The 25639-nt window shown below is 48.6% G+C and carries 23 protein-coding genes; 9 read left to right on the forward strand and 14 right to left on the reverse strand.

Going from position 1 to position 25639, the window contains the following annotated elements:
* Positions 1 to 81 precede the first annotated feature (81 nt).
* On the forward strand, positions 82 to 3981 hold the full coding sequence (locus tag MKX74_RS26950; protein WP_341180373.1) for a cadherin-like beta sandwich domain-containing protein: 3900 nt from the start codon (positions 82 to 84) through the stop codon (positions 3979 to 3981).
* A gap of 559 nt (positions 3982 to 4540) precedes the next feature.
* On the opposite strand, the gene MKX74_RS26955 is transcribed toward MKX74_RS26950, so the two are convergent.
* A complete protein-coding gene (locus MKX74_RS26955; RefSeq protein ID WP_341180374.1) occupies positions 4541 to 5818 on the reverse strand; it encodes a hypothetical protein in 1278 nt (425 codons plus the stop codon).
* Between the two features lie 246 nt (positions 5819 to 6064).
* On the reverse strand, positions 6065 to 6430 hold the full coding sequence (locus MKX74_RS26960; RefSeq protein WP_084165470.1) for a winged helix-turn-helix transcriptional regulator: 366 nt from the start codon (positions 6428 to 6430) through the stop codon (positions 6065 to 6067).
* A 168-nt stretch (positions 6431 to 6598) separates the two neighbouring features.
* Between MKX74_RS26960 and MKX74_RS26965 the strand changes: the two genes are divergently transcribed.
* The gene (locus MKX74_RS26965; RefSeq protein WP_341180375.1) at positions 6599 to 7819 is read left to right on the forward strand and encodes an MFS transporter; all 1221 of its coding nucleotides are present in this window, start codon (positions 6599 to 6601) and stop codon (positions 7817 to 7819) included.
* Between the two features lie 175 nt (positions 7820 to 7994).
* The gene (locus tag MKX74_RS26970) at positions 7995 to 8972 is read left to right on the forward strand and encodes an aldo/keto reductase (RefSeq protein WP_341180376.1); all 978 of its coding nucleotides are present in this window, start codon (positions 7995 to 7997) and stop codon (positions 8970 to 8972) included.
* A gap of 296 nt (positions 8973 to 9268) precedes the next feature.
* On the opposite strand, the gene MKX74_RS26975 is transcribed toward MKX74_RS26970, so the two are convergent.
* From MKX74_RS26975 to MKX74_RS26985, 3 genes are all read right to left on the reverse strand, one after another.
* On the reverse strand, positions 9269 to 10114 hold the full coding sequence (locus MKX74_RS26975; protein WP_341180377.1) for a class I SAM-dependent methyltransferase: 846 nt from the start codon (positions 10112 to 10114) through the stop codon (positions 9269 to 9271).
* Positions 10115 to 10146: 32 nt separating this feature from the next.
* Complete coding sequence (locus tag MKX74_RS26980; protein ID WP_341180378.1) at positions 10147 to 11154, reverse strand: polysaccharide biosynthesis protein; 1008 nt, start codon at positions 11152 to 11154, stop codon at positions 10147 to 10149.
* A gap of 85 nt (positions 11155 to 11239) precedes the next feature.
* Entirely contained in the window at positions 11240 to 11926 is a 687-nt protein-coding gene (locus MKX74_RS26985) for a glycosyltransferase (RefSeq protein WP_018883842.1), read from the reverse strand.
* A gap of 262 nt (positions 11927 to 12188) precedes the next feature.
* Between MKX74_RS26985 and MKX74_RS26990 the strand changes: the two genes are divergently transcribed.
* Positions 12189 to 12902 carry a GT-D fold domain-containing glycosyltransferase gene (locus tag MKX74_RS26990; protein ID WP_341180379.1) on the forward strand — a complete coding sequence of 238 codons (714 nt, stop codon included), beginning with the start codon at positions 12189 to 12191 and terminating at the stop codon, positions 12900 to 12902.
* Between the two features lie 122 nt (positions 12903 to 13024).
* Here the strand turns inward: MKX74_RS26990 and MKX74_RS26995 are convergent, their stop codons facing one another.
* Positions 13025 to 13765, reverse strand: coding sequence for a Bax inhibitor-1/YccA family protein (locus MKX74_RS26995; protein ID WP_018883840.1), 741 nt, complete (start codon positions 13763 to 13765; stop codon positions 13025 to 13027).
* A gap of 290 nt (positions 13766 to 14055) precedes the next feature.
* Here MKX74_RS26995 and MKX74_RS27000 point away from each other — a divergent pair, with 290 nt between their 5' ends.
* Both MKX74_RS27000 and MKX74_RS27005 read left to right on the forward strand, forming a co-directional pair.
* Positions 14056 to 14412 carry a DUF805 domain-containing protein gene (locus MKX74_RS27000; RefSeq protein WP_028590648.1) on the forward strand — a complete coding sequence of 119 codons (357 nt, stop codon included), beginning with the start codon at positions 14056 to 14058 and terminating at the stop codon, positions 14410 to 14412.
* A 293-nt stretch (positions 14413 to 14705) separates the two neighbouring features.
* Positions 14706 to 15329: an acetate uptake transporter gene (locus MKX74_RS27005; protein ID WP_018883838.1), complete on the forward strand. Its 624-nt coding sequence runs from the start codon at positions 14706 to 14708 to the stop codon at positions 15327 to 15329.
* A gap of 91 nt (positions 15330 to 15420) precedes the next feature.
* Here MKX74_RS27005 and MKX74_RS27010 read toward each other — a convergent pair whose 3' ends face one another.
* The 4 genes from MKX74_RS27010 to MKX74_RS27025 all read right to left on the reverse strand — a co-directional run bounded on the left by MKX74_RS27010 (position 15421) and on the right by MKX74_RS27025 (position 18388).
* The gene (locus MKX74_RS27010) at positions 15421 to 15897 is read right to left on the reverse strand and encodes a DsrE/DsrF/DrsH-like family protein (RefSeq protein ID WP_025681560.1); all 477 of its coding nucleotides are present in this window, start codon (positions 15895 to 15897) and stop codon (positions 15421 to 15423) included.
* A 40-nt stretch (positions 15898 to 15937) separates the two neighbouring features.
* The gene (locus MKX74_RS27015; RefSeq protein WP_155988690.1) at positions 15938 to 16099 is read right to left on the reverse strand and encodes a hypothetical protein; all 162 of its coding nucleotides are present in this window, start codon (positions 16097 to 16099) and stop codon (positions 15938 to 15940) included.
* Positions 16100 to 16161: 62 nt separating this feature from the next.
* A complete protein-coding gene (locus MKX74_RS27020) occupies positions 16162 to 17118 on the reverse strand; it encodes a radical SAM protein (RefSeq protein ID WP_341180380.1) in 957 nt (318 codons plus the stop codon).
* A gap of 208 nt (positions 17119 to 17326) precedes the next feature.
* Entirely contained in the window at positions 17327 to 18388 is a 1062-nt protein-coding gene (locus tag MKX74_RS27025; RefSeq protein ID WP_341180381.1) for an LLM class flavin-dependent oxidoreductase, read from the reverse strand.
* A 322-nt stretch (positions 18389 to 18710) separates the two neighbouring features.
* On the opposite strand from MKX74_RS27025, the gene MKX74_RS27030 reads away from it, so the two are divergent.
* Complete coding sequence (locus MKX74_RS27030) at positions 18711 to 20444, forward strand: cellulase family glycosylhydrolase (RefSeq protein ID WP_341180382.1); 1734 nt, start codon at positions 18711 to 18713, stop codon at positions 20442 to 20444.
* 160 nt (positions 20445 to 20604) lie between these two features.
* Here the strand turns inward: MKX74_RS27030 and MKX74_RS27035 are convergent, their stop codons facing one another.
* A complete protein-coding gene (locus MKX74_RS27035; RefSeq protein WP_341180383.1) occupies positions 20605 to 21627 on the reverse strand; it encodes an SDR family oxidoreductase in 1023 nt (340 codons plus the stop codon).
* 307 nt (positions 21628 to 21934) lie between these two features.
* Here MKX74_RS27035 and MKX74_RS27040 point away from each other — a divergent pair, with 307 nt between their 5' ends.
* Positions 21935 to 22360, forward strand: coding sequence for an SRPBCC family protein (locus tag MKX74_RS27040; RefSeq protein WP_341180384.1), 426 nt, complete (start codon positions 21935 to 21937; stop codon positions 22358 to 22360).
* A gap of 2 nt (positions 22361 to 22362) precedes the next feature.
* A complete protein-coding gene (locus MKX74_RS27045) occupies positions 22363 to 22683 on the forward strand; it encodes an ArsR/SmtB family transcription factor (RefSeq protein ID WP_341180385.1) in 321 nt (106 codons plus the stop codon).
* A gap of 269 nt (positions 22684 to 22952) precedes the next feature.
* On the opposite strand, the gene MKX74_RS27050 is transcribed toward MKX74_RS27045, so the two are convergent.
* The 3 genes from MKX74_RS27050 to MKX74_RS27060 all read right to left on the reverse strand — a co-directional run bounded on the left by MKX74_RS27050 (position 22953) and on the right by MKX74_RS27060 (position 25639).
* Positions 22953 to 23726, reverse strand: coding sequence for an ABC transporter permease (locus tag MKX74_RS27050; RefSeq protein ID WP_025681567.1), 774 nt, complete (start codon positions 23724 to 23726; stop codon positions 22953 to 22955).
* Between the two features lie 13 nt (positions 23727 to 23739).
* On the reverse strand, positions 23740 to 24789 hold the full coding sequence (locus MKX74_RS27055) for an ABC transporter substrate-binding protein (protein WP_341180386.1): 1050 nt from the start codon (positions 24787 to 24789) through the stop codon (positions 23740 to 23742).
* Positions 24790 to 24868: 79 nt separating this feature from the next.
* Positions 24869 to 25639: an ABC transporter permease gene (locus tag MKX74_RS27060; RefSeq protein WP_341180387.1), complete on the reverse strand. Its 771-nt coding sequence runs from the start codon at positions 25637 to 25639 to the stop codon at positions 24869 to 24871.

The following is a 25639-nucleotide window of genomic DNA, read 5'->3' on the forward strand; positions in this document are numbered from 1 at the left end:
TCAGAATCGGTTCAGTGATCATCGTTACAATAGTCCTTAAGACTTGTGACTTACAGACCAACTAGAGAAAGGAAGTCGAGAATGAACAGGAATTTCCTGAATGCAAAAAAAGCTGTATCAACGATACTCGCCTGTCTACTAGTCCTTGGTGGTATCCCTGGATTTAACATATGGGGGGGAGACCGTGCTCATGCAGCTACTGACACATGGACTGCCTTGGGTGGTGCTGGAATCAGTGCTGGACAAGCCGAATATATCTCAGTAGCAGTGGACCCTCAAGATATTCCTTATGTTGCTTTTAAGGATGTAGGGAACGCCGATAAGGCAACAGTAATGAAATTTGTGAATGGCCAGTGGGAAGCCGTGGGAACCCCTGGGCTCTCTTCGGGAGAAGCTAATGAATTGTTCCTGGCAATTGACAAGCAAGGTACACCATACCTTGTTTACCAGGATGGGGCCAACAGTTATGGACTAGCAGTTAAGAAATTCACTGCTGGCCAATGGGAATCTGTAGGGAGTGGCAACCTTTCACCAGGTGCAGCGAATGGTATGCAGATCGCTTTCGACTCCGCAAATAATCCCTACGTACTCTTCAGAGATCACCCGAATCAGACTAGAGCTGTAGTCATAAAGTTCACAAATAATGCATGGTCTACCGTGGGTGGAGCGCCAGTGACCACAACCTTTGCCAATGAAATGGCTCTCGCTCTGGATTCTCAAGACACCCCTTATGTCGTGTACAGTGACGGAACAGACAATTACAGATTGTCCGTTAAGAAGTTCAACGGTACGCAATGGAATTACGTGGGGGCTAACAAGCTCACAGCCGGTCAATCTACGAATCACGCGATCGCAATCGGCCCCAACGATGTTCCTTATATTGCTTTTTCAAATGGAGACGTTTCTTATAAAACTACTGTATTAAAGTTCACTGGAACCCAGTGGGAGGCTGTAGGAAACAGTGGCTTCTCTGTTAGCAGTACAAGAGACAACACTCTGGCCTTCGATTCCGAAGGAACCCCTTATGTTGCTTATAGCGACAACGGGACTCCTTTCGTGCAGCCGCCTTTTGGAGCTATCAGAAAGCTCGTAGGTAATCAGTGGCAGCCTGTTGGAGGAGGTAACTTTACAGGACCTACTACTACTAATCAAGTACAGTCTGTATCGTTTGCTCTGGACTCCAATGACATTCCGTATGTCGCTTATACAGATCAATCAGTTAGTAGTAAATTAACGGTGAAGTCACTGGTTACCCAATATAATGTCACTTACAATGGCAATGGCGCGGATGCAGGTATTGCACCAGTAGACAACAATAGCTATTCCACTGTGTCCCCTACAGTCACCGTAGCTGGAAATACAGGGAATCTGGAGAGAGCGGGCTACACCTTCGCGGGCTGGAACACAGCAGCAGACGGAACCGGCATCAAGTATAATTCGGATGATACGTTCACAATCGACAATGCGGACGTCAACCTTTACGCCCAATGGCAAAATGCGGATGCAACTGTAACCTTCGAAACCAACGGAGGTACGAGCATTGATAGCCAACAAGTAAGCTACAACCATGCTGCAGTGGAGCCTCCGTCTCCTGAGAGACCTGGCTACTCCTTCTTCGGCTGGTACACAGACAGCGAACTGACTCAGGCTTATGAATTCCATACGCCAGTGACTAGCCATATCACACTGTATGCGAAATGGAAATCGGCTTCTGCCATCCTATCTGGCTTGAGTGTCGAACAAGGTACGCTAGAGCCAAGCTTCACGCCTGAAGAACTGGATTATGAAGTCGATGTGGCTCCTGAAGTAACAAGCCTGAAGTTCTCCTTGACCAAACCAGAGCTTAGTCAGACACTGTCGGTCACAGGAGTGACTTACCAATCCGTAACAGACGAGGTATATACCTATACCATTTCTGATCTGGTAGAGGGCTTGAATCCTGTACAGATCAAGGTTACTGCCGAGAACGGCAATAGCAATACCTACAATCTGGTGATAAATCGCCTTGGCCTGGTTAGTAACAATGCTTATCTGGGCGAGCTGACATTGTCTGGTGGTGCACTATCTCCGGCCTTCGCCCCGAAGACAGCAGTCTACGATGTGGAAGTCGATAATGCAACTCGCAGCATCACAGTTACTGCAGCTACTGACGACGAGAATGCAACCATGACAGTGAATGGTTCTGTCGTGACAAGTGGCGTGGCGAGCGGGCCTATTACCCTGTCTGTAGGCAGCAATCCAATTACGATCGTGGTAACTGCACAAAATGGACAAACGAAGACATACATCATTCATGTGACTCGTCAGGCCGTAGCTCCATCACAGGATGCCGCCCTGACAGCCATCACAATTCCGGGACTGAATCTGACTCCAGCCTTCAACCCGGATGTAGAGCAGTACACTGCTACAGTGAACAATGCAACTCGCTCCGTGTTGATTAGCATTGCTACAGCCCAAGAGGGTGCAAGCATTCTGATCAATGGCACAAGTGGAAACAGTGCAGACATAGCTCTCACAAGTGGTCGTAATACCGTAACCATCGAAGTAACTGCACCAGATGGTAGCACGAAGAAGACCTACACACTGCTCATTACCCGCAGAACCAGCAGCTCTGATGACACCATTAATAACGGTAAGACTGGAGGCTCATCAAGCACTGGTGGTTCAACTGGTGGAGGTGGAGCAACACCTCCTTCGACTGGCAATAACACAAGCAACAGCGTTCAGGTATTGGTGAACGGACAAGCCGAATCTGCTGGAACGTTGACGACTACTGATGTGAACGGGCAAAAGGTAGTGACGATTACTGTAAATGCTGAGGCTATTGCCCAGAAGCTGAATTCCGAAAGTCAGGGTACCGTAGTGACTATTCCGGTCTCAGGCAGCGATAGTGAGAATGCAGATGCAGTCATCGGTGAACTGAACGGACAGACCGTGAAGCTCATGGAGGACAAGCAGGCGGTACTCGTGCTCCAGACCGAAGCAGCAACCTACACTTTGCCTGCACAGCAGATCCAGATTAACAGCTTGGCTCAACAGCTTGGCTTGAACAGCAATGCCTCCCTGGAGAACATCAAACTGCAGGTAGAGATCGCTCGTCTGAGCAATACTACGGTACAGGCAGCCGAATCTGCTGCACAACAAGGCGGATATACCCTTGTCGGATCACCTGTGGAATTCAACGTTACTGCTACTTATGACGGTAAAAAAGTAGCTGTGAACCAATTCAACAGCTACGTAGAGCGCACGATTACCCTTCCAGCCAACATCGATCCTAGTCAGATTACAACAGGCATCGTACTTGAGTCTGATGGCAGCGTTCGTCATGTACCAACTAAAGTCACGCAAGTCAATGGCGTATATCATGCACAGATTAACAGCTTGACTAATAGTGCATATAGTGCCATTTATAACCCGCAAACGTTCGCGGATGTAGCGAACCACTGGAGCAAGACTGAAGTGAATGATATGGGATCGCGTATGATTGTCAGCGGCGTCTCGAACAATACATTCGAGCCGGATCGCAGCATTACACGCGCAGAATTCGCAGCTGTCGTCGTACGTGCACTTGGTCTGAAGCCAGGTGAAGGAAGCAACAGCTTCAGTGATGTCAGTGATAGCGACTGGTATGCAGATGTCGTAAACACTGCCTCCAGCTACAGCCTGATCGGTGGCTACGAGGACGGTACATTCCGTCCGCAAGAGCGCATTACCCGTCAGGAAGCGATGGCTCTGATCGCGCGGGCGATGAAAGTAACCGGACTAGACAGCCAAGTACCTGCAGGTGCGGTACAGCAATTGTCCAGCTACACAGATGCAGCCCAGGTAGCGAGCTGGGCGAAGGAAGCAGCCGCAACGAGCATCCACACTGGACTGGTCACTGGCCGCGGATCGAACACGATTGCACCACAGCAGTCGATAACAAGAGCTGAGACAGCAGCCATTCTAAGAAGATTGCTACAGCAATCTGGCCTGATTTAAGGTAATAGAAATTCATTACTGACCATGGTCATAGAAATTAGGCCTGTGATACTCATTAAAGATCTATGGTAATATTTAATGATTTTTCAGACAGGCAGTGCGAGTCGCACTGCCTTTTTGTTATACACTGGGAATGGGTCTAGGGAATGGTTGTTAGTAATGCTTCTAATACTGACCTTTTGTGCCAGGGCCTTGGACCAGCTGCGCAATCCATTAGATATCGAAAGGAATGATTCAGATAACTAGATGGAGTTATTGCAGAAAGAGATATTTAACTTCTCACAGCTGGAACTGGTCGATGAAAGAGGACGAAGCTGGAAGAGTGATATCGCATTAACTAAAGGAAATGAGCGCTCCGTTTATTTTGAAAGTATGTATTTTAAAATGGCGCCAATGCCCACGGTCCAATGCTGATGACGATTAGCTCTTACCCTTTACAGATCGATTCGCCTATTCAGCTTGATATTCCCCTAATCGGGAATTGAAGCCTCGAACTAGCACATACATGAAGAGCCTCTGTCCGGCTAGACACCGAACGGAGGCTCTATGTTATACACGACTACACTTTGATATCAATGCTATTCTTGGGTATAGTTAGCGTGCTCTTTTGCTGCTGGTCCATATTCAGGGAAGAAATGAAGCTGTTCCAGTCTTCCACTTTCTCATCTCGAACTTGATTGGCAAATTCAAGCTTGGCCTTGGGCTCTACATCCCCTTCCATACTCGGTGCAGATATCATGTTATGATGCAAGCTATTAAAGGCGTTAATCAGGCCACTGCGAAGATCTTCCGGCTTCTGATTCAGAAGCCCCTTCATACTCTCCCACATGATGACTCCTACAGTCTTCTTCGCGTCAGGGTCCTGCATTTGCTTGTCGAACATACGTTTAATCTCTAATGACATCTCATCATAAGACTTGAATTTCTCCCGGAACCTAGGATTAATCATAAGCGAAGATCTGTAGTCTTTGAATTCGGCGACCCTCAGCTTGTTATTCATCGCAGCATCCACAGACTGGCTCAGCTGCTCCTTGATCGCAGAAGACATTGGCGATTGCTGCAAATACAAATCCAACTTGAGACGTGCGGCTCCCAGCGTGTTGGCTATCCAATCGGGATTAAGACTCGTTGAATTGAATGCCCTGGTGCTCGTATGGACCAACGCATTAAATACTTCCGCCACGTCCTGATAGCTAATATCCTGAAAGGATGTAGACTCCGTTGCAAAAGCTTGGCCTGTTGCTTGCTTCAATTGGTCTCGGAAGTCTGTAAGTCCTTTACCACCCTGCTCAACAACCTGATTCCACTTGTCTCCTTGCTCTGCCTGTAACTTGCCTAATATCTGTTGCTGCTCCTGTAGCATACTCTTAATTCGACCAGCCAACTGATCCTTATCGAAGATGGGCTCGTAGGTAGAGAGAAACTCCTTCTGCATAGCGTTGTCAAATTCAAATAATGAATCACTCTCATAATTCAGATAGTTGGCCAAGGTATCTGCAGTTGTCTGCGCAATATCCTCTATTTTAAGTTGAACTTGCTTATCGTACTGCTCAAGACGCTGATTCAATTCGTCTCCTGTGTAACGCTGAAGCAGTTGATCACGTTCATATGCGCTTTTTACTAAAAATCCGCTCACATCATCCTGAAAATTCTTTGAGTAGTCCGTACCGTGAAGCGAACCAAATTCCCTTCCACCAATCCACCGCCCTCCCAATGCACGAAGCTCCTGTTGTCCTTCGTCAATCACACTCGGGGTGTACGTCTCTACTGCGTCCGAAGCTTTGTTATCTGCAGGGGCAAGCGATCTTGTAGCAGACTGATTATTCTTTACTGCCACAGTGCTTGAAGTTGATGATGCATAAATACCGTTCATTTGCATCGCGGACCACTCTCTCTTCAATGAAGTATATGTTATCAATAATATATCGGAATTAAGAAGTAAATAATTTACTCCGATTCCTTAAAATCTTCATTAAGGATCATTTGAACGGTAAAAGCAGTTGGTCCCAGTAACTTACGCCTGTACTGAGACTGTCTATAGCCTTCCTAATGGTTGTTTCGGACCCTGCTATAGGGCTCAAAATTACCGGTTTAACGGACTATCTACCAGTACCGTATGCTTATCGCCATACTCCCGAACAATGTGCTGCTCCCCCCAGGCACAGAGCGAATCGAGAATGGGCTTCAGACTTCTACCATACTCTGTCAGCTCATATTCAACCTTCGGGGGCACCTGGTTATAGGTGATCCGGTTCACAATGCCATCCTCCTCCAGCTCTCGCAGCTGTTGGGTCAGCATTTTCTGCGTAATGCTGGGCATCACGCGCTTCAATTCACTGGTGCGCATTTTGCCATGTGTCAGATGGCAGAGGATCACACATTTCCATTTCCCCCCGATTACCTCAAGTGTTGCTTCCACAGAAATATTATATTTCTTTCCCACGTTCATTACCTCCATTATCCTATCGCTTTGTATGTTCTAATAGGCACCAAAAAGTACCTACATTACTTTCAGGTACTTATATCACTAAAAAGTACGTACTATTCATCTGTATTCCTTCCAGTCATAATAGCACTTACCTGCTACACATCTCAATATTTAGGAGTGATCCATTTCATGTCTACATCTAATGCACGGAGCAGGCTGGCTCTGCTAGCTCTTGCCGTTAGCGCATTTGCCATTGGAACGACCGAGTTCATTAGCGTAGGGCTGCTTCCCCTGATCGCCAATGATCTTCATATATCCGTTACGACTGCTGGCCTGACCGTCACCTTATATGCGCTGGGCGTCATGCTCGGAGCACCGATTCTAACCTCCCTGACCTCAGGAATACGGCGTAAGCACCTGCTGATCGGGATTATGCTGGTCTTCATTCTCGGCAATAGCCTGGCTGCTGCGGCTCAAGGTATTGTCCTGCTGCTGGTAGCCAGAGTGCTATCTGCTCTCGCCCATGGTCTATTCATGTCCATCGGTTCCACCATTGCTGCCGATCTCGTGCCTGCAAGCCGACGGGCCAGTGCCATCGCCATCATGTTCTCCGGCCTAACAGTAGCAACCATTACCGGGGTTCCGCTGGGTACCATGATTGGACAACAATGGGGCTGGCGCGTTGCCTTCATTGCGATCGTCATTATTGGTATAGTGAGCTTGATAGCCAATCAGCTATTAGTACCTGCAGATCTACGCGGAGGCTCGCTAGCTTCCATGCGAGACCGGATCAAGCTGCTTACGAATCAGCGGCTGCTGCTGGCTTTTGCCATGACTGCTCTAGGCTATGGCGGAACCTTCGCGGTATTCACGTATCTCGCACCATTGCTGCAAAATATCTCAGGCTATCGTGAATCGACGGTGGCCGTCATCTTATTAATCTATGGGCTAGCTATTGCGCTCGGTAATATTATTGGAGGGCGAGGCGCCAATCAAAAGCCGCTACGAGCACTCTTATTCATGTTCATAGCTCAATCCGTCGTCCTGTTCATTCTCGGTTGGACTGCAGCGGACTCCGTGCTTGGGCTAATAACGGTACTGCTCATGGGCTTGCTGGCCTTCATGAATGTACCAGGATTGCAGATTTATGTTGTTACTCTGGCTGAGCGATATGCTCCTACTGCCGTGGATTTCGCTTCTGCCCTGAATATCGCAGCCTTCAATGCGGGGATTGCGTTAGGTGCATTCATCGGCGGACAAGTAACCGCAAGTATCGGGCTGATCCATACCACCTGGGTGGGTGGACTCATGGTCGCTTTAGCTGTACTGCTGGTTCTATGGAGTCTCAGTCTACAGCGGCAAGAGACAACCACCACCGCACATGCGAATACTGTCCGTTCGCACACTTAGCAGACTAGCGTATGACACGCAGTAGGACCAAGAGGAGGGCGCCAAGCACGAGGATCTGCACGCGGCATGAATGGGTCACTTTAGCAAGAGCGCATTGACACTGTAGCTGGCACATTGCATGGCCCAGTGAGTATTTGCAATAATAGGACCAACTGAATGCAAAGGAGTGAGCAACATGCATTACCGCCGTCTGGGGCACAGTGGTCTACAGGTATCTGCATTAGGACTGGGTACGAATGCCTTTGGGAAACGAGCTGACGAGGAGAGCTCCATTCGAATCATCCACACCGCGCTCGATGCAGGGATACAGTTCCTGGATACCGCCAATATCTATGCCAACACCGAGTCGGAACGCATCATCGGTCTTGCGCTGCAAGGGCGACGGCATGAGGCTGTGCTAGCGACCAAGGCCGGATTACCTCGCGGACAGGGGCCGAATCAAGCTGGTTCTTCGCGTCTCCATGTCCAGCGCGAATTGGAGGATAGTCTTCGTCGCCTCAAGACAGACTATGTAGATCTGTATCAGATTCACACCTTCGATCCATCAACACCACTGGAAGAGACTCTTCGCACATTGGATGATCTGATATCTGCCGGTAAAATCCGCTATATCGGAGCATCTAACTATGCAGCCTGGGAGCTCATGAAGGCACTCAGCATCAGTGAGCAGCAGCGGTTCGCTCGTTATATATCTGTCCAGGTCAGTTATTCCCTTGCAGATCGCACTCCTGAGAGAGAACTGATGCCTCTCTGCCTTGATCAGGACATCGGTATTATCCCTTACTTCCCCCTTGCTGGAGGAATCCTGACAGGCAAATATGCTCAGGGACAAGTTCCTTCAGGGTCCAGAGCAGACACGGACCCTAACTTCTCACGCTTTCTGAGTCCAGATCGGATTCAACTCGGGACAGAGGTTGGAACGCTGGCTGCTGAGCTGAATACCAGTCCTGTAGCTCTGTCACTGGCTTGGCTCATGCACCAACCTGCGGTCTCTACGGTTATTGTAGGTGCCACTCGTCCAGAGCAGCTGCTTGAAAGCCTGCCAAGTGTAGACTTGTCCTACAGTGACGATATTGCACAGCGGCTGGAGAATGCGAGCAGCCGTTATATTCATCAGGAGCCTTTTGCTGTATATCGCCTGCCCGTAGAATAATCACACCTGAGCAGACCCATGCGGATGGAACCATCACTTCATGTGTAGAGAATAGCAGGTGGACGGACTCCATATCGTGAATACAACCACCATTACAAGGTAGCCAATACTGCGGGAAGTGGCCACCGCTGCATGGTCTAATTCCAAGACAAGAAGGCTGCCCTTAGGCAGCCTTCACATCCTTTCCATAGTCTGACTATTCATCTCTATAGCTTGATCATGGACTGCCCATTGGCAGAGACGCTCATGCACACTTGAATCCGTAGCATTACGTACTATGACAAGCATTCTGAATCTTATTTCCCTGGTCCGCTGTTCAGCTGTCCTCGCAAATGGGCAACGTTCACTCGCTCCTGCGCCAATTGAGCTCGCAGCACCTCAATCTGCTTGCCAAGCTGCTCGGATTGCTGACGCAGCTCTTGCAGCTTCTTATCCCTGCTGTCCATATACTGCTTGCGTTCCCTGAGTAGCTTATCGCTCTTCTTCTCATAATTGAGATACTGGGCCTGATCCTGTTGCATCCACTTGAGTAATTGCGGAACCTTGAATTCCGTATCAATCTGCTTGCTAATCTGATCCTTCCTGCGACCTGCATAGCATATATATTTGCTCTGTACCTCGACACTCAGTTCATCGAAATAGGACTCCAGCAGTCTGCACAAGCTGCCCACATAGAAGGACTGCTTATGATCATGAAAGGGAAGGTAGCCGAAGGGCACCGTAATAATGACCCTCCCCCCCTTTTTCAGCAGACGATGAGCAGCTGACAGCAGCTTGTTAGGCTGAGAGAAATGCTCCAGAATCTCCCCCATGATGACCGTGTCATACGTACCTTCCTTAGGCTGCAGCATCGTTATATCCTTGAGTAGAAAACGCGCCTTCTTTTGCACCAGCAACGATTCCTTCATCAGCTCACTCTTGGCATACTTGATGCTTGTATCCTCAATATCAATTCCTGTGACCTGAAAGCCTTCGCGGGCTAGCAATATGGAGGTGATCCCTTGACTGCAGCCAATGTCGAGCACTGTGTTCCCCACCACTCGCTTGCATATCCAGTGTACGCGCTGGCGTGTAGCTTCATGGGACTGCTCGGAATTCACCAAGCCATAATAGCGCAGATTCACCTGATCATTATTCGCCATCTGACTCTACCTCCCGCCTATTATTCAAGCGGTTATCTGAGCGGACGGGCATCCGCGGCCAGCATGCCGCCTCTTTTCAACAGATTCGCAATCCCCTCTTCATCTAGAAGATTTGCATTGGAATGGTATTTGTCAAAGGTAACCGCTGGATATGTCTTATACCTCTCCACCAGCTCCGTTGAAGGATGGGAAGGCAATATGACATAGTATTGCTCGCTGTACTTGTAGGTGTATGGAGATTCATACGGTGACACCAGGTCCTCATGCAGCTTCTCTCCCGGGCGAATCCCGATCTCTCTAAAGCCTACCTCACGCTTGGCTAAGTACTTGCCCAGTGTCTTGGCCAGATCCGTAATCAGACAAGCATTCATCTTCATCACGAACGTCTCCCCGCCAATTGCCGCATGTGAAGCCTCTAGCAACAGATCAATGGCCTCCGATACGGTTAGGAAAAACCGGGTCATATCCTTTTGCGTAAGTGTGAGATCCTGACCATCCAGAATCTGCTGCTTGAACAGTGGCACCACGCTGCCATTCGTTCCCAGCACGTTACCTCCGCGGATACATACAAAGCGGGTATGCGGACTCAACCGGTTGGCTCGAATCATCAGCTTCTCTCCGAGCGCCTTGGTCATGCCGTAGAAATTAATCGGGTCCACAGCCTTGTCGGTAGAGACATCAATAACCTTTTCCACCCGCTGCTCAATACTGGCCTTAATAATATTCTCCGTGCCAAGCACGTTGGTCTTGAGCGCTTCCTGCGGGTATTCCTCACAGACAGGCACATGCTTGAGCGCAGCGAGATGGAATACATAATCCACACTGCGGCAAGCCTCATGAACGGCCTCATAATCCCGTACGTCACCAATGATGAACTTGATTACATCCGACTGGAACGTTCGCTGCATTTTGACCTGAGAGAATTCATTACGGGACAAGATACGAATCTCGCGCGGGGCTTTCTTAAGCAGCTTCCGAGTCAACTCATACCCCCACGATCCCGTACCGCCTGTGATCAGAATCGTCTTGTCTTTGAACATGAGAATCTCCTTCCTGTCTTGGAATGTTAAAGGTAGCTACCGGTTCGGTATTGTCCTACTCTGGATTTGAATGCCCAAATGCTAACTACATAAAGTCATTCAGAATGTTCTTCATATTAGCGGGGGTCAGTCTGGTAATATGCGCCGGCAGCCGCTTCTTAGAGGTTATGGAAGGATGCACGATATTGACATAGTTACGCGGCTTCAGTAGCTCATGGCGCATCTTGATGGCATAGCCGTGTCCTCCGGGAAGCTTATAGCGCTTGCCAGCCATGAAGGCTTTGACACTATAGATGAGGGTATAATATTGCGGTGATTCAAAATACATCGGTATCATGCTGTTCTCTACGGTATCCCACATGTAGCCATTCTGGGTAATCAGTACTTGGGTGATAGGCTTATGCTTGAACTGGTGGAGCTGTTGGACGAAGGTCTTGTGAAAGAGATCATCCGAATCCTGGCGGGCGATGTACAAATCCTCATAGCCTGCAATATAGGCTTCGGTCTGACGTTTGGCCTCGATACTGGTCACAAAGCGGATATGCGGTGGAAGCGGTGGATATTTGCCTAGAACAGACTTGATGATCTGCTCGCAGTCGCCTGCTGTCTTGATGAGACACAAATAATCTTGATTCGTCTGCTTCTTCAGACTTCGCAGCGTATATTTATGAAAGATGGCGATCCGGTTGGCAATCCACGACTCCGTCAGCCTTGCAGGGTCGATGCCATAGTTGTTGAAATTGATTTCAATCACAACTCTTTTGCTTGACATTCACTCACTTCCTTGCGTTGATATCCTTCTCCTATGCTCGCAGCATATATTAACTTATGAATGATCCTTTCAATTGGAATGGACAATCGCTAGCTATCAGCAAAAGATAGTTATTCGCTAGCTCTGCCGCGATATGGTATCAGGTGCAAAGGCGGAACAGGTTGTTTTTCTGACTCCAATCAGGTCTGGAGTACAAGCGTCCGCACGCTTTTGTTCATAGAATCTCTACGAGGAGATGCAAGCTGCAAAGGAGTGTGCTGATATGGCCAATAGCGTCCATCTGGGGCAAGAAGAAGTCATCCGAAGAATTGGTATGGCCCTGGAGAAAGGGCAACCCTTTTCACTGGTTCGGATTGGCGACGGGGAGAACCTGGTACTGTCACAAAATACCATCATGTCCATGGATGAGATTTTGCAGGAGCCTTGGGTCATCAAAGCCAATCAGGGACACAAGGGGGTAAAGCTTCCTAATATTTCACTCAGGAATCTACTGGTCCGTTCAATCCGCAGAGCCAGTATTGTAGGTCTGCTCCCCCCCGGAGATCAGATTATCCAGGCTCCTACTTATCTCAAACGAGAGCTGACGAACAAGATCATGACCCACTATCAAATCCATCCCACACACACCTGTCCAGCATGGATCAATCGCCAGCTCGCGCAGAACCCGCGGTTCTGGGCCATGCTGCACGGACGACGAATTATGCTCATGTATCAATCGATTGCGCAACTGAAGAGCGTACTTCAGAATGATCCTTACCGGATGCAGATTACGTTGACCTACCCGTTCTCCCAATACGGACAGATGACCGAAGCCCTGCAATTCATGATTCGAAACCGCGACAAGTTCGATGTGGCTTTGATTTGTTGTGGTGTGAATGCAGTCGTCCTGGCACAAAAGGTGGCCGAGTTGACGGGTAAAGTAGGTATTGACTTCGGCAAGGCCTCGAACATTCTGATTAAAGGCAAACCGAATTAGAGTAGCTCTACTTAATAGGGCTTATCACTTCGTGCGCACAAGCACAAAAAAAGCAATCTTCACTAGGAAGATTGCTTCTACATAGTAGCCATTTGTAAAGCTACAGGATGACATTACCCAAATTAGTCACGACTGCGCAGCTTCGCGAGAAGACGGACCATCTCCAGATACAGCCACACCAACGTAACCATCAGGCCGAAAGCACCGTACCACTCCATATACTTGGGTGCCCCCTGCTCAGCCCCTCTCTCAATGAAGTCAAAGTCCAGGACCAGATTGAGCGCAGCTACTACAACGATGACGAGCGATATAATGATACCGATCAGACTGTTATCATGAAGATAAGGTACGGTAATACCAAAGAAGCTCAGAACAAAGCTCAGCAGGTACATTAATGCAATGCCTGCAGTGGCAGCAAATACGCCTAATCTGAAATTCTGGGTAGCCTGAATGACCCTTGATTTATAAGCCAACAACAGAGCTACAAATACACTCATGGTCAACAGAGCGGCTTGCAGGGTAATTCCATAGTATAAAGCCTCGTAGTTCGCAGACAGCGCTCCCACGAACAGGCCCTCCGCAATAGCGTATACAGGTACCAAATATGGCGCTGTTGTTGGTTTGAAGGAAATGATCAAGGCCAGAACCAATCCTGCAATAGCTCCACCGATGATGAGTCCTCCCACTGAATACCCGTTGAAATACATGGTCCAGGAAACGATAGCTGCACCGATTAGAATGGCCAATGTCATGAATGCCTTGTTGACCGTGCCCCCAATCGTCATTGGCTCGTGTGAGCCATAAAAGTCGTCCCGTTCAAAAGTGTTGTCATTTAATGTCGGATTACCACTACGTCCTACCAAAGTTGCTCCCCCTAATAGTCATATTTTCTCAAATATATCATATCATGCTTATAATAAGCTTATTTTTATTTGATCCTATGTATATGCTTATAATCTCGTATTCAGACTGCTAGCATAGCCAAAATTCAAAGCTCACATCAATATGACTTAAAAAAATCTATTTATGTTATTAATTTTATCTTTTCAGGAATATTATGGTCTTTCCGACATACGCTAATTAAGGTATAATTTGTCGGATGCTGAATGCTGTGATTAATATTACATATTTTTGAGGAGGAATTTATTTTATTATGGAATGGTACTTAAAGGTGTTGAAAAATTATGTTGGCTTCTCTGGAAGAGCAAGACGCAAAGAGTACTGGATGTTTGCGCTATTCAATGCTATCGCTGTTCTAGTTCTTGCGATAATAGGGCAACTGATTGGCATTGAGCTTCTACTAGTCTACCTGTACTCTCTGGCTGTTATGCTTCCTAGTTTGGCTGTAATTATTCGTCGTCTACATGATATTGGCAAATCCGGTTGGTGGTACTTGCTTAGTTTCGTTCCATTCGGTGCTTTTGTTGTACTGTATTTCCTTTGCCTTGATAGCGAGCCAACGGATAATCAGTATGGACCTAATCCGAAGTTCTCTGGAGACAAATACTAATTTCTTATAACAGCATGCAGTATACAGCATTTGTGCATAGAAGAGACCTGACTCACTCTGAATCAGGTCTCTTTTTTTTCTTCTTTTATTCTATTAATCATGAATATACCTCCTGAGTAGGCTACAATCACATCTGTTCACTATGTACTGAGCTCCGCAGCAGCAGTCCATTCCCGACACAAAGCTTTCCCAATTTATGCTCTATGCGAACGTGTTCACATCCGTTATACTGTAGGCTGTATCATTTCCGTGCGGAGATGACGAACCCATAATATTGGAGGCATTGGCAACACATGCAAAGCGCATCGCATACTCAAGTCAAGATTGTAACGGCCGATCCTAGCGGGATTGGTCTATTCGGGCTGGCGATCGTCACACTCGTCGCTTCGTCCCAAAAGCTGGGCCTGACTGAAGGCCTTGGCCTCGTCATTCCATGGGCCGTATTCCTGGGAGCTTGTGCCCAGCTACTAGCATGTCTGCTGGATGCCAAGCACAACAACACCTTCGGCATGACAGCCTTCGGAGCCTATGCGTTCTTCTGGTTCTCTATGGCAGCTGGCTGGATGATCAAGCTCGGTACGTTCGGCCCTGAGCTGGCCGCTCAGGTGGATGGACGTCAGCTTGGCTTTGCATTCGCAGGGTACCTGATCTTCACCATCTTCATGACCATCGGGGCCATGGAGACACACAAGGTACTATTCTTCATTTTCCTGCTGATCGACTTCCTGTTCCTTGGACTCACACTGAACGCCTTCGGAATTGCAGAGGAAGCATCACACGCACTGGCAGCATACTCTGAGATGGCGATCGGTTTGCTATCCCTTTATGGCGCAGGCGCAGCAGTACTGAATGTCCATTTTGGACGAGTGTTCCTTCCTGTAGGACGTCCGTTTGGTATTTTCAAGCCTCGCAGCTAGCCTATTCACTTTAGGTATTTAGAAGCTATTCAGCGTAAATGAAGCCCGAGTTAGCTCCTGCAATGTATGCAGGGGCTTTTTGGAATTTTGCCTATATGAACAGCTGCATATCCGACTGAAGTGCATCCCCCAAATATGTCTGGGCATCCATAATCTCAACTTCTGGAATGAACTCCTCTGGCTTGAAGCCCATGATCTCGACAGACAGCTTGCAGGCACAGAACCGGACATCCTTCTTGCGTGCCCCCTTAAGGTAATGAATCAGCTTTGGAGCCTCGTGCTCCTCGATCATATCTGTCATCATCTGTTTGCCCAGTCCACTGAAGTTCATATGTGAGAGCGGCAGCTCCTCCGGTCCCTTGGGTGTCATCCAGCTCATCATTTTCTCATGCAGCGTCTTGCCTTCGTTCGTCATTCGTTCGGGGTCACGCAGCACCAACAGCCCCCAGAATGCAAAGAAAAGCGTCACCTCCACGTCCATATCCCGAGCAGCATTAGCCAGAATCAATCCAGCCATGACCTTATCGTAATCCCCACTGAAGATTAGCAGGTTCATCTTTTTGCCCATTACACAGCCTCCCAGCTTGAATACATACCACAGCCATGGATCATACTTCTTGCCCCATATATCGAAATGAATCCCGATGCTTCACTTCATCCCTTTCTGGATGACTGAACACGGATATCCCTAACCATGCACTGTCTGCATAGTATGGTCCTTCCTGCTCAGGGTATACCAAAAAACCGGATACGAATGTATCCGGCCACATGGTTCATATGATGAACAAGCGTACTGGCTATCACAAGCTAAAGATTAATTGATAACTTAGGTTCACTCACCGCCGAAGAGTGCTTCATACGCCGGGCATGGCAGCTTCTCCAAATATTCCTGTAAGGCCTGTGGCCTGTTCTGATATATATCACTCAGAGACGTACCTTGATAGATATTGCCGATCACCACCGGATGACAGAGCTCACAGATAATGATATCTCCGTTCCCGTGCAAATGAAGCTGACGAGTACCATCTACGCAATTGGAGAAATACACCCCAGGCTGGCCTTGAAGTCCGAGACGATCTGCAAAGCGATCCATACATGTAAAGTACAGCATCATATCTTCCTGCTTATGCGCAATGAGCTCCTGAACCGAACGAACCAGTGCTTCGCGTGAAGCGATCTTGTTCCAGCCGCGATGATCCATAATGATGCTGTTCTGGATCTCATGGATTCTGACACCCAGATCATATACACGATCACTGATGTCCAGCATCCGGCCCTGTGTCTCATCGAACAGTAGCGTCTCCAACACGGTGCTGATACCTGCTTCTGTACAAGCTCGAATGTTATGTTCGATCTTCGCATGAACTTGGGCAGGCACTCGATAGTAAGCAGCATACCGCTCAGCATCCGTAAAGTTATATGAAATGTGAATATTGGACACACCAGCTTCATGTAGCTGCATGACACGCCGTTCATTAAGCAGGCTGGCATTCGTATTCAGCTGTGTATCAATCCCATGGCTGGAGCAGTATTGAATAATGTCCAGACAATCCTGAAATCTCAGGGTGACCTCACCGCCGGACAAGCGCACCCGCTTCAGCGTAGGTAGCTCACTGATCACGCGAATGACCTCTTGGCCGCTGATGCAATTTCCGTCATCACGCTTATAGGCACAGCAGTAGTCGCATTTGAGATTACAATTCGAAGTTACACCAACCTCCAGCCCATCCAGCTCATATTGATCTGGCTCCTGCAGCTCAAGTGCTTTGTATACATTTCCTACGGTCAAAGAAGATACCCTCCCGGTTCCTGAATTCGCCTCGTTACCTTGACCAGATCGAATGTGAGTGTAGAGACGCTTCCCTAGATCACTCACATGAACTTAGACTCGGTCAAGGTATTAATGGCTTAACTAAATAATTATAGCGAAGGGAACCGGGCTCGGATATGACATACCTTACGTTCGCAGATGAGTTGACGTTGGCCGTTGACGTGACTTATTCCTTCGGCTGACCTGCCGCCTCCCACGCTGCAATCTCCTCACGCACACGTGGGGCTACTTCTGTCCCGAGCAACTCAATTGCCCGCATGACTTCCTCATGAGGCATTGTACCCAGCGGTACATGCAGCATGAAGCGAGTGATGCCGACTTCCTTGCGCAGGTGAATGATTTTCTTGGCTACAGTCTCAGCATCGCCGACATACAGAGCACCTTCAGGACTACGAGCCGCATCGAAGGTCGCACGGCTGTAATGGCCCCAGCCACGTTCACGGCCCAGCATATTCATGACAGCTTGAGCTGGAGGGAAGAACTTCTCAGCTGCTGTATGATCATCGTCCGCAATGAAGCCGTGCGAATGAGAGGCAACGGTTAACTTGGAGACATCATGTCCTGCATGTGCTGCTGCCTTCTTGTACAGCTCCACCAGTGGAGCGAATTGTACGGGGCGTCCACCAATAATGGCCAATACCAGTGGCAAACCTAGCAAGCCAGCACGAACAACGGACTCCTGATTACCGCCGCTTCCAATCCAGACAGGCAATGTCTGCTGTACTGGACGCGGGTACACACCCAGATTATGAATAGCTGGCCGATGCTTGCCCTCCCAAGTGATTTTCTCCGACTGACACAGCTTCAGCAACAAATCCAGCTTCTCATCGAATAGCTCGTCGTAATCATTCAAATCATAGCCGAACAATGGGAACGACTCGATAAAGGAGCCACGCCCCGCCATGATCTCAGCACGACCATTCGAGATCCCGTCCAATGTCGCGAAATCCTGGAACACCCGTACAGGATCGTCTGAGGATAAGACCGTAACCGCACTGGTAAGCCGGATTCGGGAAGTCTGAGCAGCAGCCGCAGCGAGTACAACAGCAGGGGAAGAGGCTGCATAATCCACACGATGGTGTTCGCCGACACCATAGACATCCAGGCCAACCTGATCAGCTAATACGATCTCCTCTACTACCTCACGCAGCCGCTGCGCATGACTCATGACCTCGCCTGTCTTCACATCCGGTGAAGTCTCCACGAATGTTGTAATTCCAATTTCCATGTTAATAGCCTCCCTGTACGATGATTTTTGAATATCATATTTACAACCTTTTGGTTAGCAACTTACTTAATTCTACTCACAACTTATCTTTATATTGAACTATTTTCTCTATACTTGCAAGCCTCATTCATCAAATTTTGTGCGTAATTAAGATGTATGTGGAGACAGGCATCTTTTCAAGGCTCACATTATGTAAATAAAAGGATATAACTCTAATTATTACATGAAATCAAGACGAATAATGAGGGTATTTATTCCAAATTTTGTATGTTACTCTGTATGAGAAAGCGCTTACAATATATGGTGAAGGAGACAAGTAACCATGATCAAGCGTAAACGAAAGGTCTTTCTACCGTTAGCCGTCATTGCCGCTTTGCTCCTCAGTGTATTCCCCTCCGCCTCTTCTGCTCAGGAATCAGGCCGTGAGGACATAGTCACCTCCTCCAATGCTACTCCGAGTTCATTGCAGTCCTACGTTGAGGATATGGCTCCCGGCTGGAATCTTGGTAATTCACTGGACGCTGTAGGCTCTGACGAGACTGCATGGGGCAATCCACCCATCACACAGCAATTAATTCAGAACGTCGCAGCCCAAGGGTACAAGAGTATACGTATTCCTGTCACCTGGAACGCTCACATCGGCCCTGCACCTGATTACACCATTAATCCTGCCTATCTGAATCGGGTAGAGCAAGTCGTGAACTGGGCACTTGACGAAGATCTATACGTCATGATCAATCTCCATCATGATTCCTGGGTGTGGATCAGCCATATGGAGCAGAATCGTACACAGGTCCGAGCCCGCTATGATGCTGCCTGGGAGCAGATTGCTGAACGCTTCAAGAACCATTCCTCCAAGCTGATGATGGAGAGCGTCAACGAGCCTCGCTTCAGCGATGGCGGTACTACCAGCGAAGCCCTGTCCTTCAGCATGCTTGAGGAGCTGAACGTATCCTTCCACAATATCGTACGCAGCTCAGGCGGTGAGAATGCCACACGTCCGCTTGTGCTCTCCACATTGGAGGCATCACCAACACAAGAACGAATGGACGAGCTCTACGACACGATTGAGCAACTGGATGATCCGAATCTGATAGCCACCGTCCACTTTTATGGATTTTGGCCCTTCAGCGTAAATCTTGCTGGATTTACCACCTTCAATCAGGAGGTACGCAGTGACATCACGAACACCTTTGATCGAGTATACAACACATTTGTCGCACGCGGCATTCCGGTCATCCTGGGTGAATATGGACTCCTCGGCTTTGATAAGAATACCGACGTCATTCAACAGGGAGAGAAGCTGAAATTCTTCGAGTTCCTGGGACACTATCTGCAAGATAAAGGAATTGCCCCGATGCTATGGGATAATGGACAGCACTTTGGCCGTCAATCCTTCACATGGTCTGATCCTGATCTATTTGCCGTTCTGAAGGCAGGCTGGACAGGACGCTCTGCAACAGGGAATAGCGATCTGTTATTTCTGAGAGCCGGAGAGTCCATTACAGACAAGCCACTGCCCATGAATTGGAACGGACACGGACTGGTCTCGCTGAAAGCAGGAGCCACAGCCTTGGTGGAAGGCGAGGATTACACAATCAGCGGTAATACCCTTACTTTGAAGGCTGGAACACTGCAAGGCCTGATCTCCAATAATACTCATGGCCAACAAGCCGTGCTGACAGCCAAATTCAGCGGTGGAGCAGACTGGAAATGGCACATCATCGTATACGACACACCGCAGCTAGACAGCGCTACAGGCACGACTAACAGCTTCCAGATTCCGACTCAATTTAAGGGAGATCGACTGGCCACCATGGAGGCCGTATATACGTCAGGCGGCAATGCTGGCCCGCACGACTGGACATCGTTCAAAGAATTCCACACCACCTTTGTTCCGCAGTACAACGCACAGCACATTCAATTGCAGCCTGAATTCTTCAATTCTGTACGTGATGGACAGGTTAAGCTGACCTTCCACTTCTGGAGCGGAGCCAAGCTGGATTACTATATTACGAAATCAGGCAATAGCGTTACAGGCCAATCACAGCCTTAAGGATGTCCATGGAATTCGGTAGCAAGGCTACGCTACCCTTGCCCCGACCTCGAAAAATAGCCGATCCCGGAGAACACGCTCTCTGGGATCGACTACTTTTTAATGATTAAAGAGTTCAGGCCATACAAGAGTTCAAATAACCCTACATTAGTACATCTATCTATTCGCCTCGCACCGTGTTCACTGCTACTTCTAGTGCAGATATAACCTTGTCACACCACACATCAAATTCCGGGTCCTCTGTCTGCAGCTCAGGATGCTCCAGAATATGCTGCACGGTACGACGGATCCCCTGATCCAGGCGCGTCGTAGCCACGAAGTCAGGGACCAAGCGCTTCAGCTTGGCATTATCGAAGACGACCGAATGTGCTTTGTCGCCCAGCAGCCCACCGCGATAATCCTTGGCACCACCACATGCAGCCAGAAATTCCGACGGTACATATACGGCCTTGAGTGGTACACCCAGCGCATCAGCTACGATACTGTACACCTGATTCCAGGTTACTGTCTCGTCAGAGGTGATGTTCACAGCCTCCCCGATTGCATGGATATTGCCCATAAGCCCGATGAAGCCTTTGGCAAAATCACTACTGTGCGTCATCGTCCACAGCGAGGTACCATCCCCGTGAATGATTACAGGCTGATGATTCAGCATCCGCTTGGCAACCTGCCAGCTACCCTTGGCACCCGATACCCCAAGTGGAATGGAGCGCTCACTGTAGGTATGGCTAGGCCTTACGATCGTGACCGGAAAGCCCTGCTCCCGGTACTGTGTCATCAGGTAATGCTCACAGTCGATCTTATTTCGTGAATACTCCCAGTAAGGGTTGGCGAGTGGAGTTCCCTCCGTAATCCGATAGTCGGATAGCGGCTTCTGGTAAGCGGAAGCAGAGCTGATGAAGATATATTGCCTGGTCTTGCCTTGGAAAAGGCGAAAATCCCTTTCTACATCCTTCCGATCAAATGCAATGAAATCCACCACCACATCGAACTCATGTCCCTCCAACAGACTGGACACCTGCGTCTCATCATGAATATCTCCCTGTAGAAGGCGAGCACCTTCCGGCAGAGAAGCATTTCGCGTTCCCCGGTTGAGTAAGTACAGCTCACAGCCCTGCTCCAGCAGAGAGCTTGTAATGGCAGAGCTAATCGTCCCCGTTCCTCCAATGAATAATGCTTTCATGACGTCTGACACCTCCATCTTAAGAATCGACATTGAATCGCTGTCCAATCCCACCATAACATGCAGCTCTATGAATCACAATTCTGGTTGGCTCAATCATCATTCGGGAAGACTAGGATTCACCGTAGATACAAATGTCCCTGTCTCCAATACGGATCTACGAGATACAGAGCCACAAGTTATAGAGCTACAAGTTACAGGTTCCAGTATGAAAATAACAGAAGACTTGTAACATAACACCCTTAGGTGTTATATTGAACAAAACAAAAAGAACACCTCTAGGTGTCACATTATAAAGGAGGCCCTTATGCCTGAAAAATCATCTATTCCCGACATTCGAAAAACCGTGCAACTGAAAGCCCCGATCGAGAAGGTCTGGAATGCCGTAGCCACTGCCGAAGGCATAGCAGCCTGGTGGATGCCGAGTACATTTGAGCCCATTCTCGGATATGAGTTCACTCTTCATGCCGGGCCATTCGGAGACTCTCCTTGCAAAGTGATCGATATTGACCCTAATTCACGATTGGAGATCGCTTGGGGCAAGGACTGGCGGCTCATCTTTGAGCTGCGGGCTATTACCTCCCACACGACTGAATTCACCTTGATTCACACAGGCTGGGATGAAGAGACGGTTACCGAATTCGGGCAACCACATGCAGCCATCAGGGAACGAATGAACGGGGGCTGGGAAGACATCGTTCACGACAGGCTTGTCCAGTATGTTGAGGGTTAACTATGTCTGCTACAGCTACCAAATATGATGTATTCCAGGCTATTGCCGACCCTACACGCCGCCAGATTCTGCATCTGCTTGTAGGCCAGGAGATGGCGGTCGCTAACATCACAAGACAATTTCCCATCACACGTACTGCGATCAACAAGCATCTGTTCGTGCTGACAGAAGCCGGACTGGTCCAGTCGCAGCGAGTAGGACGCGAGACGCGTTATACCCTTCAATCCGAACCGCTGTCACAGGTGCAGCAATGGGTTCACTTCTTCGAGCCGTACTGGGATGACAAGCTGCGGGCTCTTCAAGACTATGTAGAGGAACCCTGATCAACCATTGCTCATGTACATTACACATTACACATTACACATCTCACGTCGCACCTAGTACCTTAACCGGACTATATGTAAATGTGAGTATATATCTGCTGCAAGCGGAAGTCCTGTCGACCGCTGTTCAGCTTCAGCCAAAAAGGATCGGTCATGGGTGATATCCCATGTACCGATCCTACTGTATCTTGCCTTGTAGCCACATTTTGAGCTGCTTTGCTCGCCACCCATTGATCTTGCTTAGTTCAGGCTGCTCTAGCCCACTTATATTACATGACCTGCTCCTGAGATTCATGCCAATGCAGTAGTCTCTTCTCTGCGTACCCACACAGCGTGTATAATACCAGTCCCATGACGCTGAGGATCAGCACCGCTGTCATAATGAGGTTGATATCATAGGTCTCACTACCAAGGATGACCAGATAGCCGAGTCCAGCCTTGGCGCCGATCATTTCTCCAATGACCGCCCCTGTGATCGCGTAGGTAGTTGACACCTTCACACCCGCCATAATGGAAGGCAGAGAATACGGAATCTCCACCGAGAGGAACTTCTGGAGCGGACGAGCTCTAAGGACATGTAACAGGTCCTTCATATTGGATTCCACGGAGCGAATCCCAATGATGGTGTTCACCATGATGGGAAAGAATACAACCAGGATCACCAGTGCAATCTTGGAGCTCGCCCCGAGACCAAACCATAAGATAAACAATGGAGCGATTGAGATTTTGGGCGTAATTTGGGCAAGCACAACATAGGGCGTAATTAGACGCTCCATCAGCTCACTTTTGGCCAGCACATATCCGAAGACCAAACCAAGCACACAGCCAATGCCAAAGCCGACAGCAATCTCATACAATGTAGTTGTAACATGCTCACTGAAGCTGCTTGTACTAGTAATCCGAAGAAATTCTGAAACATATTTCATCGGTCCAGGCAATATATGCGCAGGTACTTGAGACACAGATACATACATCTGCCACAGGACCACGAAGATCAGAAAGGTCAACAGCGTAATAGTGGTCTTGCGTACACTCTTCCTCATATTATCACCTGTGTTACTTCAGATTGGTCAGTACCAATTCCTCGGCTGGGAACGACTCGGCAATAATGCCGAACTTCTGCTGACTGTCGATAGCTGTCTGCCATCTTGCCATGTCTGCTGCTCCGTAACCCTCTGTCTTGGTGAGCTCACTTTGCCACAGGTAAGGAACGAATACGTCATTGAAGATCTTGGCTACAACTTCTTCTTTACCTGCAAAAGTAGGAGCGTACTTCTCGACGGACATTTGGATGGAGGATTCTATGTTGCCTTCCTTAATAATGTAGTCCAGCGCTTGATCCAGTGCTGTGGTAAATCCGATAACATCCTCCTTATTGGACGCTAGATAAGACTCGGAGGTCACGACAACGTTACCAAAGGAGGGGAGGACTTCATCGGAGCGGAATTCTGCGACATCCTCACCGCTATTTTGCAGTTCCACCGTTCTCAGCATGGAGAAGATGATCGCATCTACTTCATCGGCAACCAGAGCATTCACGATCGCGCCGCTGCCTACAATCTTCACGTTAACGTCACGAATACTAAGTCCATGGCTTTCAAGCAATACTTGCAGCTGTATGTAGTTGGGGCTGCCATAGCTGGTCACGGCAATCGTCTTGTCCTTAAGATCCGCAGGAGTACTGATACCGCTGCTCTTCTTGAAGATCGTGGCACCCAGGCCATGCTGGTATGTAGTGTGTACGACTTTTACCGGGAGATCCTGAGACTTGGCTGTAACTACCGTGTCTGCATTCGGAAAGCCGAACTGTACGTTATTAGCAGCGACATTCCGTATGATAGTAGCGGCATCGGCATACAGGAACTCCACATCCAGTCCTTGCTCCTTGAAGAAGCCTTGCTCCTTGGCGACATACATTGGAGCATAATAAGGTACCGCTGCCCCATCAATCTGAACAGTAACCTTGCGTAGCTCACCGTTAGCAGCCTCTTTCTTCCCGGAATCCTGACCTGTGTTCGCAGAGCCATCACTGCTCCCCGTTGCTCCGCACGCTGTCAGCACACCGATCAACAACACAGACATCAGTAACATCATTACTTTCTTCATACCATGTTCCCCCTACGTGTAATATTTTTTTATATCTAGACCTTAGCATTACTAAGACGAACAGCTCTGCGCAGGCCAGCTATGATCTGCTCTGCTTGGAGTCGTGCCAGAACAAGAGACGATTCTCCAATAGGCCGATGCACGCATAGAAAATAATGCCCACAATAATAGTGTAAATAATGGAGGCGAACAGCATGGGTGAGTTGTAAGTGGTGCTGTTGAAGACCAGCAGGTACCCTAGGCCATTCTCGCCAGAAATCCATTCCGCTACAATAGCCGCAATAACGGCCTGCACCATCCCCACCTTCAGACCAGCAAAGATCTGTGGCATGGAATACGGAAGCTCCACCTGCAGCACCTTCTGCCACCAGTTCAAGCCTGTAATCTGCATCAGGCCCTTCAGGTTATATGTAATACTCTTGAGTCCGAAGATCGTACCCAACATCACCGGAAAGAAGACCATCGAGATAATCAGTACCAGCTTGGAGGTAATTCCCAACCCGAACCAGATGACGAACAAGGGTGCCAATGCAATTTTGGGTGCGGTCTGTGCCAAGAGGATATAAGGCATCAAGGCCTCCTCCAGTAGCTTGACTTTGCCAATTAGATAGCCCATTACACAGCCCAGAAGTATACCAAACAGGAAACCGGCAAAGACCTCGCCTGCTGTCACGGAGAAATGAAACATGAGATCCTGCGTGGTGAACATGTCAATCATAGCTACTCCTACAGCTGAGGGTGTAGGCAAGAGGAATGCTGGGACATCAAAAAAATGAACATATAACGACCAAATCAACAAGAGAATGAAGACGGCTGCGACATATTCCCCGATTACTCTAAGTCTAGCCAT

It is taken from the genome of Paenibacillus sp. FSL K6-1230 (assembly GCF_038002385.1).
GTDB lineage: Bacteria > Bacillota > Bacilli > Paenibacillales > Paenibacillaceae > Paenibacillus > Paenibacillus massiliensis.

What these genes read in the sequence shown, in the direction of transcription:
- MKX74_RS27055 (WP_341180386.1), bottom strand. Translation starts at nt 24,789, where the DNA reads ATGAAGAAAGTAATGATGTTACTGATGTCTGTGTTGTTGATCGGTGTG.
- MKX74_RS27000 (WP_028590648.1), top strand. Translation starts at nt 14,056, where the DNA reads ATGGAATGGTACTTAAAGGTGTTGAAAAATTATGTTGGCTTCTCTGGA.
- MKX74_RS26975 (WP_341180377.1), bottom strand. Translation starts at nt 10,114, where the DNA reads ATGGCGAATAATGATCAGGTGAATCTGCGCTATTATGGCTTGGTGAAT.
- MKX74_RS27040 (WP_341180384.1), top strand. Translation starts at nt 21,935, where the DNA reads ATGCCTGAAAAATCATCTATTCCCGACATTCGAAAAACCGTGCAACTG.
- MKX74_RS26960 (WP_084165470.1), bottom strand. Translation starts at nt 6,430, where the DNA reads ATGAACGTGGGAAAGAAATATAATATTTCTGTGGAAGCAACACTTGAG.
- MKX74_RS27005 (WP_018883838.1), top strand. Translation starts at nt 14,706, where the DNA reads ATGCAAAGCGCATCGCATACTCAAGTCAAGATTGTAACGGCCGATCCT.
- MKX74_RS27045 (WP_341180385.1), top strand. Translation starts at nt 22,363, where the DNA reads ATGTCTGCTACAGCTACCAAATATGATGTATTCCAGGCTATTGCCGAC.
- MKX74_RS27030 (WP_341180382.1), top strand. Translation starts at nt 18,711, where the DNA reads ATGATCAAGCGTAAACGAAAGGTCTTTCTACCGTTAGCCGTCATTGCC.
- MKX74_RS27060 (WP_341180387.1), bottom strand. Translation starts at nt 25,639, where the DNA reads ATGGCTAGACTTAGAGTAATCGGGGAATATGTCGCAGCCGTCTTCATT.
- MKX74_RS27025 (WP_341180381.1), bottom strand. Translation starts at nt 18,388, where the DNA reads ATGGAAATTGGAATTACAACATTCGTGGAGACTTCACCGGATGTGAAG.
- MKX74_RS26965 (WP_341180375.1), top strand. Translation starts at nt 6,599, where the DNA reads ATGTCTACATCTAATGCACGGAGCAGGCTGGCTCTGCTAGCTCTTGCC.
- MKX74_RS26950 (WP_341180373.1), top strand. Translation starts at nt 82, where the DNA reads ATGAACAGGAATTTCCTGAATGCAAAAAAAGCTGTATCAACGATACTC.
- MKX74_RS26985 (WP_018883842.1), bottom strand. Translation starts at nt 11,926, where the DNA reads ATGTCAAGCAAAAGAGTTGTGATTGAAATCAATTTCAACAACTATGGC.
- MKX74_RS26990 (WP_341180379.1), top strand. Translation starts at nt 12,189, where the DNA reads ATGGCCAATAGCGTCCATCTGGGGCAAGAAGAAGTCATCCGAAGAATT.
- MKX74_RS27015 (WP_155988690.1), bottom strand. Translation starts at nt 16,099, where the DNA reads ATGTGGCCGGATACATTCGTATCCGGTTTTTTGGTATACCCTGAGCAG.
- MKX74_RS27010 (WP_025681560.1), bottom strand. Translation starts at nt 15,897, where the DNA reads ATGGGCAAAAAGATGAACCTGCTAATCTTCAGTGGGGATTACGATAAG.
- MKX74_RS27035 (WP_341180383.1), bottom strand. Translation starts at nt 21,627, where the DNA reads ATGAAAGCATTATTCATTGGAGGAACGGGGACGATTAGCTCTGCCATT.
- MKX74_RS27050 (WP_025681567.1), bottom strand. Translation starts at nt 23,726, where the DNA reads ATGAGGAAGAGTGTACGCAAGACCACTATTACGCTGTTGACCTTTCTG.
- MKX74_RS26970 (WP_341180376.1), top strand. Translation starts at nt 7,995, where the DNA reads ATGCATTACCGCCGTCTGGGGCACAGTGGTCTACAGGTATCTGCATTA.
- MKX74_RS26980 (WP_341180378.1), bottom strand. Translation starts at nt 11,154, where the DNA reads ATGTTCAAAGACAAGACGATTCTGATCACAGGCGGTACGGGATCGTGG.